The following is an 11800-nucleotide window of genomic DNA, read 5'->3' on the forward strand; positions in this document are numbered from 1 at the left end:
GGTCCCCTCCTCGTCGAGAGGCCCTGGCGGACCTTCGAGTTCCATGGTCGCGCGCCGCGTACCGAGACAGCCCCTCAGCCCGTGGTCCCCACGTGCGATCCCCTGGTCGATGGTCCAGTACTCGCCGATCCCCCACATGGAAGAGCCCCGTTTCACGTGAAACAGCCTCTACGACGAACGGCGGGCCAGCCCCGAGGGCCGCCCGCCGTTCGTCACCGCTGTTGTCATCACGACAAGCGGATCACCACATGCCGTGACGGCTCCTCGCCATCCGAGTCACTCACGAGCCCGGCGGCCGCCACGGTGTCGTGCACGACCTTCCGCTCGAAGGGATTCATCGGCGGCAGAGCCATGGGCGCGCCGGTCGACCGGACGGTAGCGATCGCCTCGTCGGCGATCACGACGAGCTCGGCGCGACGTGCAGCACGGTAGCCCGCGACGTCAAGCATCAACCGGCTCCGCTCTCCCGTCTTGGCCTGCACGGCCAGGCGGGTCAGCTCCTGCAGCGCGTCGAGGACGTCACCGTCTCGCCCCGCCAGCTTGCGCAGGGACCGGTCGGACGGGTCCTCCGAGACGATCTCCACGGCCGCGCGGCCGTGGTCGACGTCGATCTCGATGTCACCGTCGAGGTCCGCGATGTCGAGGAGCTCCTCGAGGTAGTCGGCGGCGATCTCGCCCTCCTCCTCGAGTCGCTTCGTCGACTCGGAGGGGGCGTCCGGCTGGGTCGATGTCATGGTTCTCCCTCTCAGGGCGCCGTCGGCGCTACTTCTTCGGCTTGGGCGACTTCGTCGGGCTCTTCTTCGGTCCCGAGTCGTCGCCGTCCGTGGGTGCTGTGGTGGCGTCCGGGCTCGCGCCCGTGCCGGTGGAGCCGTTCTCCGTGCTGGCGTCAGCGGTCGCGCCGGCTGCGGTGGTCGTGGTCCTGGGCTTCGCCCGGTCCTTGCGCTTGGGCTGCTCACGCTGCCCGGGGCGCGGCTTCTCCTCGATGACCGCACGGGGTGCCTCGTCGATGGTGATCCCCTTGGCCGCCGCGCGGTGCGCCTTCCGCGCCTTCATGGCCGCCTCAGCCTGTGAACCCGGAGCGGGCATCCGACGGATCGTGTAGAACTGCTGACCCATCGACCACAGGTTGGTGGTGGTCCAGTAGACGAGCACACCGATCGGGAAGTTGATGCCGGAGATCGCGAAGATCAGCGGCAGCATGTAGAGCATGACCTTCTGCTGCTGAGCCATCGGCCCTTCGAGAGCCGAGGGCGGCATGTTCTTCATGGTCAGCTGGCGCTGCGTGGTGAACGTCGTGATCGTCATCGCCAGGATCAGCACGATCGTCACGATGCGCACGTGCATGGCCGTCGTGCCGTCGAAGGTGGTCGACGCCTGCGTGAAGGTGCCCGACAGGGGCGCGCCCCACAACGTGGCGGACTCGAACTGCTGCGCCAGCTCCTGCGTCAGGGCGCCGATCTCACCGTTGCCCCGCGTGAAGGTCCCGTCGGCCACCATCGGCACCGAGTTCAGCACCCGGAACAGTGCGAAGAAGATGGGCGACTGCAGCAGGATCGGCAGGCACGAGGAGAACGGGTTGGTCCCGTGCTTCTTGTACAGCTCCATCGTCTCGCGGCTCATCGCCTCACGGGAGGCGGGGTCCGTCTTGTTCTTGTACTTCTTCTGGATCGCCTGCATCTCCGGCGCGAGCAGCTGCATCCCCCGGGACGCCTTGATCTGCTTGAAGAACAGCGGGATCAGGACGATCCGCATGACGATCACCAGGCCGATGATCGACGCCGTCCACGCCGCCCCCGAACCGGAGTCGAGCCCCAGTGCGGTGAACAGCTTGTGGAACTGGACCATGATCCAGGCCACGACGAGCATGATCGGCCAGAGCAGGCCGTCGAACCACGACATGTGGCAGAGCTCCTAAGACGCAGGGTCAGTGCGCGGACGGTGCGACGTCACGATGACGGTGCAGGTGAGGGATGGGCGTGCGTGCCGGTGGAACGTCGTCGACGCCGCCGGGGTTCCAGGGGTGGCAGCGCAGCAGGCGCCGACCGGCGAGCCAGCTGCCCCGCAGCACACCGTGCCGGGTGACGGCGATGACCGCGTACTGCGAGCAGGACGGGTAGAACCGGCAGGTCGGTGGCGTCATCGGTGAGATGAAGCGCTGGTAGAGCCGAAGCAGCAGGAGCACGCCCCGAGCCGGAAGCCGGACGACCTGGTGGAGCGCCGACGTGGCCGTCATGGGTCAGGCACCGACCGTGCGCTGCCGAGCACGGCGACGCGCACCTGCCAGAGCGGAGTCGAGGTCGTGGCCCAGTCGCGCGTACGTGCACGACGCCGAGGCCGGCAGTGCACGCACGACCACACCTGTCCCCTGGGGCAGCTCGCCGAGACGGTCACGGACGAGGTTGCGCAGGCGCCTCTTGACGAGATTCCGCGTCACCGCGTTGCCGACGGCCTTGGACACGACAAAACCGACCACGGGCCCGGGGGCGTCGTGATCGGTCTGTGTCGTCAGGTGCACCACGAGGGTGTCCCGCCCGCTGCGCACACCGCGACGGACCGCCTGCTCGAAATCGGCAGCACGGACCATCCGGTGCGCAGAGGGCAGCACCGACGGTGGCGTCAGGCGGAGAGCTCCGCGCGGCCCTTGCGGCGGCGCGCAGCGAGGATCGCGCGGCCCGCGCGGGTGCGCATCCGCAGGCGGAAGCCGTGCGTCTTGGCGCGGCGCCGGTTGTTCGGCTGGAACGTGCGCTTGGTCACGAGATACTCCACGTGCTCCGGAGGAACGATCGCGCACGTGTCGTGCACGACCAGGTCTGGCTGCCAGGCTCGACTGCTCCCAATGAGACACGCGCTAGGCGTGCGGCGTCTGGGCGCGCCAGCAGGAGCCATCAGTAAGGCTGCACCACGGTACGCGGAGCGCCTCCGAGGGTCAAATGAGGAGGCAAACGGGCACCTTCTCATCTCACCCGCCGGCCACGCGAACGACGCGCCAGCGCCGCCTGCCGCCGCTCACCCGGTCGGGCGCTCGTCGTGGATCGGTGAGCGCGGTAGCGTCGGTCGACGTCACCCCGCACCGTCGCGGAGCTCCCGTCGCTGCCCTGTTGATCACGGTGCGACGAGCCTGGTGACGACGGGTCGCGGACGGCGTGCGGATCGGGCCGCGTGGGCGGTCGGTATGCGGCAGATCCGGCACGAGACGTTCCGCACACAGGTGTGGACAAGTGTGTGGACAACCGTCGTCCGTGCGAGACTCGGCGACCTCGAACCCGATCAGGCTGAGGTAGGACGTGTCACAGGACGAAGAGCTCGCACGAGTCTGGGGCCACGTGGTCGCGACGTTCGAGGCGAGCCCGGACATCACTCCCCGTCAGCTGGCCTTCGTCCGTCTCGCCCACCCTCTCGGTCTGCTCGACGGCACCATGCTGCTGGCCGTCGGCAACGACCTGACCAAGGAGTACCTCGAGACGCGTGTGCGCGCCGAGGTCGTCGAGGCCTTGAGCGAGGCCCTCGGCCGTGAGGCACGGTTCGCGATCACCGTCGACTCCGAGGTCGCGGTCGACGCTCCCCCGCAGCTGCGTGTCGCCCCGCCCGCCGTGGACCACCGTGACGCGGACGGTGACGACACACGTGAGCCGTCCCACCGGCTGACCGACGACCGTGAGCCGCGCTCGACGGGACCCCGTCCTGTGCCCGACGCGGAGCCGAGCAGGCTTCCGGTCCCTCGTCGCCAGATGTCCGAACCTGCGCGGCTCAACCCGAAGTACCTGTTCGAGACGTTCGTCATCGGCTCCTCCAACCGGTTCGCGCACGCCGCTGCGGTGGCCGTGGCGGAGGCGCCGGCCAAGGCCTACAACCCGCTGTTCATCTACGGCGACTCGGGTCTGGGAAAGACGCACCTGCTGCACGCCATCGGTCACTACGCGCAGAACCTCTACCCGAGCGTGCGCGTGCGGTACGTGAACTCCGAGGAGTTCACCAACGACTTCATCAACTCGATCGGTGAGGGCAAGGCCGGCGCGTTCCAGCGTCGCTACCGCGAGGTCGACGTCCTGCTCATCGACGACATCCAGTTCCTGCAGGGCAAGGAACAGACGATGGAGGAGTTCTTCCACACGTTCAACACCCTGCACAACGCGAACAAGCAGGTCGTGATCACCTCCGACCTGCCGCCCAAGCAGCTGAACGGCTTCGAGGACCGGATGCGTTCGCGGTTCGAGTGGGGTCTCATCACGGACGTGCAGCCGCCGGACCTGGAGACCCGCATCGCGATCCTGCGCAAGAAGGCCGCCAGTGAGCGGTTGCAGGCCCCGGACGACGTGCTGGAGTACATCGCCTCGAAGATCTCGACGAACATCCGTGAGCTCGAGGGTGCGCTGATCCGGGTGACGGCGTTCGCGAACCTCAACCGGCAGCAGGTCGACCTGTCGCTGGCGGAGATCGTGCTCAAGGACCTGATCACCGACGACCAGACGGCCGAGATCACCGCGACGCAGGTCATCGGCCAGACGGCGGCGTACTTCGGCCTGTCGATCGATGACCTGTGCGGTTCTTCTCGATCGCGCGTGCTGGTGACCGCTCGGCAGATCGCCATGTACCTGTGCCGTGAGCTGACCGACCTGTCGCTGCCGAAGATCGGCCAGGCGTTCGGCGGACGTGACCACACGACTGTCATGCACGCCAACCGGAAGATCCGCGAGCTGATGGCCGAGCGCCGGTCCATCTACAACCAGGTGACCGAGCTGACCAACCGCATCAAGCTGCAGAACCGCAGCTGACGCGTCCCGCTCGGGGACTGGTGGGGGAGCCGTCCCCAGGGTTATCCACATCGTCCCCCACAGCCTGTGGATTGCTGTGTGGACGTTGAGTCATCCGCTGACTTCACAGTGCGTTCACCCAGGTCACACCGCATCGCAGCCACCCACAACGCTCTGACCTGGGCGAACGCCTCAGCCGACCGAAATCACCACGATTCGGACATCTCGCGGGTGTCGCGCAACGCTCATCGACACGTCATCCACGGCGCCTTGACCGGGACGTTCAGGGAACGAGTGAGACATGCATGGGACGAATGTTCACACCTGTGCACGAACCTGTGGACGACGGTGGAGGACTGCCCTCCAGATGTGGATGGAGACCCCCGTGTCGGTGGACGACGCCCACGGTCCCGCGGGGCGTCCACGCGCATCCACCGGAGGGCCGCCCTCACGCACAGCTCAGGTCCACACCGGATCTGGTCGATGACCTGCGCAGAAGCCACTTCTCCACAGTGTCCACAGCTGTGACGACGACGACGAGACTTCTACCCGGGAGAGATCCACACACCGGCGTCAGGGTGCGACTGCTGCGCCACGAAGCCCGATCGACACACCCACGACGCCGCTTCGGCATCTCGGTGTCCCGCGTCGTACCTCTCGCGTAATGTTCGGCTGATGCCTGCGACGGCACAGACGTGTCGTCCCCACCGGGCAGCACGCACGGGGCCGCACACGGGGCGCCGGTGCGCACCTGTGGGCCCGGCGACGCCGGTCCAGGTCCGTTTCGATGAGAGGTGTGGCATGAGGTTCCGGGTCGATCGTGACGTTCTGGCCGACGCCGTCACGTGGACGGCCCGCAGCCTGCCCACGCGTCCCCCGGTTCCCGTGCTCGCCGGTGTGCGGATCGAGGCCGACTCCACCGGCACGATCCAGCTCTCGAGCTTCGACTACGAGGTCTCCGCACGCTCGCAGATCCCCGCGGACGTCTCGGAGCCGGGCACGGTCCTGGTCTCCGGTCGTCTGCTCGCCGAGATCTCCCGCGCGTTGCCGGCCAAGCCGGTCGACGTCGTGCTCGAGGGGACCAAGGTCGTCGTGACCTGTGGCGCGAGCCGCTTCACGCTCCTGACGATGCCGGTCGAGGACTACCCGAGCCTGCCGGCGATGCCGGCGGTCGCAGGGACCGTCGACGGCGACGAGCTCACGCACGCGGTGGCCCAGGTGTCGGTCGCCGCGAGCCGTGACGACACGCTGCCGTTGCTGACGGGTGTCCGGGTCGAGATCGAGGGCGAGAAGATCACGCTGCTGGCCACCGACCGGTACCGGCTCGCACTGCGTGAGCTGACGTGGTCGCCGGCATCCCCGGACATCTCCACGGTCGCACTGGTCCGTGCCCGCACGCTGACGGACGCCGCGAAGTCGTTGGGCACCGCCGGCTCGGTCAGCATCGGCCTGTCCGCGGGCACCGGCGTGGACCTGATCGGCTTCGAGGCCGGCGGGCGGCAGACCACGAGCCTGCTCGTCGACGGCGACTACCCGGCCGTGCGACGGCTGTTCCCGGACGAGACGCCGATCCACGCTGTCGTCAACACCCAGCTGCTGGCCGACGCGGCCAAGCGTGTGGCCCTCGTCGCGGAGCGCAACACACCGATCCGCCTGTCGTTCAGCGACGGCCAGGTGGTGCTCGATGCCGGGCAGGGCGACGACGCGCAGGCCTCCGAGGCGCTCGAGGCGGTCCTGGTCGGCGAGGAGATCTCGGTGGCGTTCAACCCACACTTCCTGCTCGACGGCCTGAGCGCGCTGACCACGCCGTTCGTCCGTCTGTCGTTCACGCACCCCAACAAGCCGGTGGAGTTCACCGGGCAGGGGTCGCTCGAGGGCGAGGACCTCGCCGAGTACCGGTACCTGCTGGTCCCGATCCGTTTCGCGAGCTGACCTCAGGTCTCTGACGCACGTCCGCACGCCGCTCGGGGAGGGTGGTTCTCATGCACATCGGTCTGGTGGGTCTGGGCAAGATGGGCGCCAACATGCGCGCCCGGCTGCGCGCCGCAGGTGTCGAGGTGACCGGGTTCGACCGCAACCCCGATGTCACGGACGTGCCGTCGCTGGAGGCGCTCGTGGAGGCGCTGCCGGCGGGTGAGCGCCTGGTGTGGGTGATGGTCCCCTCGGGGGCGATCACGGACCAGGTGGTGCGTGAGCTGGCGGGCCTGCTGGCACCCGGTGACCTGGTCATCGACGGCGGGAACTCCTACTACCAGGACGACGCCCCGCACGCCGAGCTGCTCGCCGAGCACGGTGTCGGGTTCCTGGATGCCGGGGTGTCGGGCGGGGTCTGGGGCCTGCAGAACGGCTACGGGCTGATGGTCGGCGGCGACGCGGAGCTCGTGGAGCGCGCCATGCCGGTCTTCGACGCTCTCCGTCCTGAGGGTCCCCGCGAGGAGGGCTTCGTCCACGCCGGTGCGGTCGGCGCGGGCCACTTCGCCAAGATGGTGCACAACGGCATCGAGTACGGCCTGATGCAGGCCTACGCCGAGGGTTTCGAGCTGCTGGCCGCGAAGGACCTGGTCACGGACGTGCACGGCACGTTCAAGGCGTGGTCGCGCGGCACGGTCGTGCGGTCGTGGCTGCTGGACCTGCTCGTGCAGGCTCTCGAGGAGGACCCGCAGCTGGCGGCGATCGACGACTGGGTCGAGGACTCCGGCGAGGGCCGGTGGACTGTGGACGAGGCGATCGACCTGGCGGTGCCGGCCCCGGTGATCTCGGCCGCGCTGTTCGCCCGGTTCGCCTCGCGTCAGGGCGAGTCCCCGGCCATGAAGGCCGTGGCGGCCCTGCGTCAGCAGTTCGGCGGTCACGCCGTGCGCCCGGCACCCTGAGCCGGGCTCCGAACCCGCCGTCGCCGACCTGATGTATGTCGCGCACCTCTCGCTGACCGACTTCCGCTCCTACGCGCAAGTCGAGCTCCCGCTCGACCCCGGGATCACGGCGCTGGTCGGTCCGAACGGGCAGGGCAAGACGAACCTGGTCGAGGCGATCGGGTACGTGGCGACGTTGGGCAGCCACCGGGTGCCCTCCGACGCGGCGCTGGTGCGTCAGGGTGCGTCGCGGGCCGTGGTGCGCACCCGTGTGGTGCGTGAGCTGGACCCCGGTCAGCCGCGGACGACGACGATCGAGGTCGAGGTCACCCCGGGCAAGGCGAACCGGGCGCGTGTGAACGGTGGCTCCCCGGGGCGTGCCCGGGACGTGTTGGGGATCCTGCGGACGGTGCTGTTCGCCCCGGAGGACCTGTCGTTGGTGAAGGGCGACCCTGGGGAGCGGCGCCGGTTCCTGGACGACCTCGCGGTGCAGCTGACGCCGCGACTGGTGGGCATCGTCTCCGACTACGAGCGGGTGCTGCGTCAGCGCTCGGCCCTGCTGAAGTCCGCGGGCGCGGCGGTGCGGGGCTCGCGCGGTGGTGCGGACCTGCGCACCCTGGACGTGTGGGACACCAAGCTCGCCCAGACGGGCGCACAGCTGATCGTGGCGCGGCGGGCACTGGTCGACGCGTTGCAGCCGCACGTGGGTCACGCGTACGAGCAGGTCAGTGCTGGTCAGGGTGCGGCGTCGATCGCGTACCGGGCGTCGTTGGATGCGGTGCTGGCCGGTGAGGACCTCGAGGGTGCTCCGGCACCTGCGGGTGACCAGGCCCGTCCGTCGGCCGAGCTGGTCGAGGCGCAGCTCTTGGAGGCGATGGGTCGCCTGCGGCCGAAGGAGATCGAGCGCGGTGTGTGCCTGGTGGGTCCGCACCGCGACGAGCTGGTGCTCACCCTCGGCGGCCTGCCTGCCAAGGGGTACGCGAGCCACGGCGAGTCGTGGTCGTTCGCGCTGGCGTTGCGTCTCGCGTCGTACGCGCTGCTCTCCGGTGACGCACCGGCTGGTGGCGAGGGGCTGTGGGTGGCCGACTGGGGTCCCGACGGTGAGCCCGTGCTGATCCTCGACGACGTGTTCGCCGAGCTCGACTCGCGCCGACGGGACCGCCTGGCCGAGCTGGTGGCGCCTGCCCGCCAGGTGCTGATCACCGCGGCGGTGGCCGAGGACGTGCCTGCACCGCTCGCCGGCGCTCGTGTCGACGTCATGGGCGGTGAGGTCTCCCGTGTCCTCTGAGCCTTCCGGCGGATCTGGCGGGCCCGGCGGACCCGCGGACCCGGAGGCCTCGCTGCTGCCGGCGCCTCCGGTACCGGTCCCGGACGGCGTGCCGGTCTCGGCGCTCGTCGATCTGACCCCGCCGGAGCAGGTGGCGCGCGCGGCGCTGAACCGGGCGAAGGCCGCGGCCAGGGCCCGGGGGCTTCGCCCGGGTGAGGCTCCTCGTCGTCGGTCGGCCCTCGAGGTGCAGACGGGGACGTCCGGCGCCGGTCCGCGCGACCCGCAGCTGGTCGCCTCGACGCTGAACCATCTGCTCGACCTCAACGGGATGCGCACGCAGGTGCAGGTCGGCGGGGTGATGGGTCGCTGGGCGCAGATCGTGGACGGCCCGGTGGCCGAGCACTCGGAGCCGGTGAGCTTCGAGGCGGGCGTGCTGACGCTTCGTGCCGACTCGACCGGCTGGGCGACCCAGCTGAAGATCTTGACGCCGAGCCTGCTGCGTCTGATCGCCGAGGAGGTGGGCGAGGGTGTCGTGCTGGAGGTGACCGTGCTGGGCCCGGGGGGCAAGGGCTTCGGTCGGGGGCCGCGGTCGGCCAAAGGTGGTCGCGGGGTCCGGGACACGTTCGGCTGATCGGCTGCCTGCCAGCCCGTGGGAACGCTCCGTCGACGTCGGGCCGATGAGCCCGGTCCCGAGCCATCCAGACGGTAGACTGGACAGGTCATTCCTGGCGCATCTGTGCCGGTACAGAGACACGAACTCCAGCGTCATGGAGTGATCCGCCCCCCAAAGGGTCAGGCGGGCCTCTCCGTCGCGTGCGAGACCTTGAGGAGCACCACCGCCCGTGGCCGAACAGAGCAGCACCGACTCGACGCAGCAGACCACGGCACAGGCGAAGAGCAACGGCGGGTACGACGCCAGCGCGATCACCGTCCTCGAGGGCCTCGAGGCGGTGCGCAAGCGTCCCGGCATGTACATCGGCTCGACCGGTGCCCGTGGTCTGCACCACCTGGTGTACGAGGTCGTCGACAACTCCGTCGACGAGGCGCTGGCCGGCTACTGCGACCACATCGAGGTCGTGCTGCAGGCCGACGGCGGCGTGCGCGTGACCGACAACGGCCGTGGCATCCCCGTCGCGATCCACCCCACCGAGGGCCGTCCGACGGTCGAGGTCGTCATGACGATCCTGCACGCCGGCGGCAAGTTCGGCGGTGCCGGGTACGCGGTCTCCGGTGGCTTGCACGGTGTGGGCATCTCGGTCGTGAACGCGCTGTCCACGCGTGTGGAGACCGTCGTCCGCCGCGACGGCTACCGGTGGCAGCAGAACTTCGCCGACGGCGGCAAGCCGGCCGGCGAGCTGCAGCAGGGCGAGGCCACGCAGGAGACGGGCACGCAGCAGACGTTCTGGGCGGACCCGTCGATCTTCGAGACCGTCGACTACGACTTCGAGACGCTGCGCAGCCGGTTCCAGCAGATGGCGTTCCTGAACAAGGGTCTGCAGATCTCGCTCACCGACGAGCGCCCGGCCCACACCGGGACCGACGACGAGGTCACGGACAGCGAGTCGGGCACCGAGAACGAGTCCGCCGAGCCGGCCGCGACCGTGCGTCAGGTGACGTACCGGTACGACGGCGGCCTGGTCGACTACGTCAAGCACCTGAACTCGGCGAAGAAGGTCGAGCTGGTGCACCCCGAGGTGATCGACTTCGAGGCCGAGGACACCGAGAAGCGCATCTCCGTCGAGATCGCCATGCAGTGGACCGCGGCGTACTCCGAGTCGGTGCACACGTACGCCAACACCATCTCGACGACCGAGGGCGGCACGCACGAGGAGGGCTTCCGTGCGGCGATGACCTCGCTGATCAACCGCTACGCGCGCGAGAAGGGCATCCTCAAGGAGAAGGAGGACAACCTCACGGGTGACGACATCCGCGAGGGCCTGACCGCCGTCATCTCCGTCAAGCTCGGCGAGCCGCAGTTCGAGGGTCAGACCAAGACCAAGCTCGGCAACACCGAGGCCAAGACCTTCGTGCAGCGCGTGGTGAACGAGCAGCTGGGCGACTGGCTGGACTCGCACCCGGGCGAGGCCAAGGACGTCATCCGCAAGTCGATCCAGGCCGCGGCAGCGCGCATGGCAGCCCGCAAGGCGCGTGAGGCGACCCGACGCAAGGGTCTGCTGGAGTCGGGCGGCATGCCCGGCAAGCTCAAGGACTGCCAGTCGAACCGTCCCGCCGAGTGCGAGGTCTTCATCGTCGAGGGTGACTCGGCCGGTGGTTCCGCGGTCCGTGGGCGCAACCCGCGCACGCAGGCGATCCTGCCGATCCGCGGCAAGATCCTCAACGTCGAGCGGGCGCGGCTGGACAAGGCCCTGGGCAACCAGGAGGTGCAGGCGCTGATCACGGCGTTCGGCACGGGCATCGGCGAGGACTTCGACGTCGCCAAGCTGCGGTACCACAAGATCGTGCTGATGGCTGATGCCGACGTCGACGGCCAGCACATCCGCACGCTGCTGCTGACGCTGCTGTTCCGCTACATGCCGGACCTGATCACCGGCGGGTACGTGTACCTGGCGCAGCCGCCGCTGTACCGCATCAAGTGGTCGAACGCCGAGCACGACTACGTGTACTCCGACCGTGAGCGCGACGCGTTCGTGGCCGAGGGTCAGGCCAAGGGCAAGCGCCTGCCGAAGGACAACTCGATCCAGCGGTACAAGGGTCTGGGCGAGATGGACTACTCCGAGCTGTGGGAGACCACGATGTCGCCGGAGCACCGCACGCTGCTGCAGGTCACGTTGGACGAGGCCGCTGCGGCCGACGAGATCTTCTCGGTGCTGATGGGTGAGGACGTGGAGTCGCGTCGCTCGTTCATCCAGCGCAACGCCAAGGACGTGCGGTTCCTCGACATCTGACGTGGGGACGACCCCGACGCCCCCACG

The 11800-nt window shown here is 69.2% G+C and carries 11 protein-coding genes; 6 read left to right on the forward strand and 5 right to left on the reverse strand.

Annotation, left to right across the window (positions count from 1 at the left end):
• Positions 1 to 227 precede the first annotated feature (227 nt).
• The 5 genes from ACTHAM_RS01355 to rpmH are packed head-to-tail and all read right to left on the reverse strand — an operon-like array spanning position 228 to position 2754.
• A complete protein-coding gene (locus ACTHAM_RS01355; protein ID WP_440683967.1) occupies positions 228 to 734 on the reverse strand; it encodes a Jag family protein in 507 nt (168 codons plus the stop codon).
• Between the two features lie 28 nt (positions 735 to 762).
• A complete protein-coding gene (yidC, locus tag ACTHAM_RS01360) occupies positions 763 to 1899 on the reverse strand; it encodes a membrane protein insertase YidC (protein WP_440683968.1) in 1137 nt (378 codons plus the stop codon).
• 25 nt (positions 1900 to 1924) lie between these two features.
• On the reverse strand, positions 1925 to 2233 hold the full coding sequence (gene yidD, locus ACTHAM_RS01365; RefSeq protein ID WP_440683969.1) for a membrane protein insertion efficiency factor YidD: 309 nt from the start codon (positions 2231 to 2233) through the stop codon (positions 1925 to 1927).
• A gap of 3 nt (positions 2234 to 2236) precedes the next feature.
• Positions 2237 to 2605: a ribonuclease P protein component gene (gene rnpA, locus ACTHAM_RS01370; protein WP_440683970.1), complete on the reverse strand. Its 369-nt coding sequence runs from the start codon at positions 2603 to 2605 to the stop codon at positions 2237 to 2239.
• Positions 2606 to 2616: 11 nt separating this feature from the next.
• Complete coding sequence (gene rpmH, locus ACTHAM_RS01375; protein WP_043601468.1) at positions 2617 to 2754, reverse strand: 50S ribosomal protein L34; 138 nt, start codon at positions 2752 to 2754, stop codon at positions 2617 to 2619.
• A gap of 530 nt (positions 2755 to 3284) precedes the next feature.
• Between rpmH and dnaA the strand changes: the two genes are divergently transcribed.
• From dnaA to gyrB, 6 genes are all read left to right on the forward strand, one after another.
• Positions 3285 to 4772 carry a chromosomal replication initiator protein DnaA gene (dnaA, locus tag ACTHAM_RS01380; protein ID WP_440683971.1) on the forward strand — a complete coding sequence of 496 codons (1488 nt, stop codon included), beginning with the start codon at positions 3285 to 3287 and terminating at the stop codon, positions 4770 to 4772.
• A 780-nt stretch (positions 4773 to 5552) separates the two neighbouring features.
• Positions 5553 to 6683: a DNA polymerase III subunit beta gene (dnaN, locus tag ACTHAM_RS01385; RefSeq protein ID WP_440683972.1), complete on the forward strand. Its 1131-nt coding sequence runs from the start codon at positions 5553 to 5555 to the stop codon at positions 6681 to 6683.
• 50 nt (positions 6684 to 6733) lie between these two features.
• Positions 6734 to 7621 (forward strand): phosphogluconate dehydrogenase (NAD(+)-dependent, decarboxylating), encoded by an 888-nt coding sequence (gene gnd / locus ACTHAM_RS01390; protein ID WP_440683973.1) that lies wholly within the window; start codon positions 6734 to 6736, stop codon positions 7619 to 7621.
• 31 nt (positions 7622 to 7652) lie between these two features.
• Positions 7653 to 8888, forward strand: coding sequence for a DNA replication/repair protein RecF (gene recF / locus ACTHAM_RS01395; protein ID WP_440683974.1), 1236 nt, complete (start codon positions 7653 to 7655; stop codon positions 8886 to 8888).
• On the forward strand, positions 8878 to 9498 hold the full coding sequence (locus tag ACTHAM_RS01400) for a DUF721 domain-containing protein (protein ID WP_440683975.1): 621 nt from the start codon (positions 8878 to 8880) through the stop codon (positions 9496 to 9498). Before recF ends, ACTHAM_RS01400 begins: the two co-directional genes overlap by 11 nt.
• Positions 9499 to 9709: 211 nt before the next feature.
• On the forward strand, positions 9710 to 11773 hold the full coding sequence (gene gyrB, locus ACTHAM_RS01405) for a DNA topoisomerase (ATP-hydrolyzing) subunit B (RefSeq protein WP_440683976.1): 2064 nt from the start codon (positions 9710 to 9712) through the stop codon (positions 11771 to 11773).
• The last annotated feature ends 27 nt before the right edge of the window (positions 11774 to 11800 follow it).

Source organism: Cellulomonas soli (assembly GCF_052036975.1).
Lineage (GTDB): Bacteria > Actinomycetota > Actinomycetes > Actinomycetales > Cellulomonadaceae > Cellulomonas > Cellulomonas soli_A.

Bases quoted from the DNA above. Each gene is read 5' to 3' on its own strand.
- yidC (WP_440683968.1), bottom strand. From the start codon at position 1,899: ATGTCGTGGTTCGACGGCCTGCTCTGGCCGATCATGCTCGTCGTGGCC.
- recF (WP_440683974.1), top strand. From the start codon at position 7,653: ATGTATGTCGCGCACCTCTCGCTGACCGACTTCCGCTCCTACGCGCAA.
- gnd (WP_440683973.1), top strand. From the start codon at position 6,734: ATGCACATCGGTCTGGTGGGTCTGGGCAAGATGGGCGCCAACATGCGC.
- ACTHAM_RS01355 (WP_440683967.1), bottom strand. From the start codon at position 734: ATGACATCGACCCAGCCGGACGCCCCCTCCGAGTCGACGAAGCGACTC.
- yidD (WP_440683969.1), bottom strand. From the start codon at position 2,233: ATGACGGCCACGTCGGCGCTCCACCAGGTCGTCCGGCTTCCGGCTCGG.
- dnaN (WP_440683972.1), top strand. From the start codon at position 5,553: ATGAGGTTCCGGGTCGATCGTGACGTTCTGGCCGACGCCGTCACGTGG.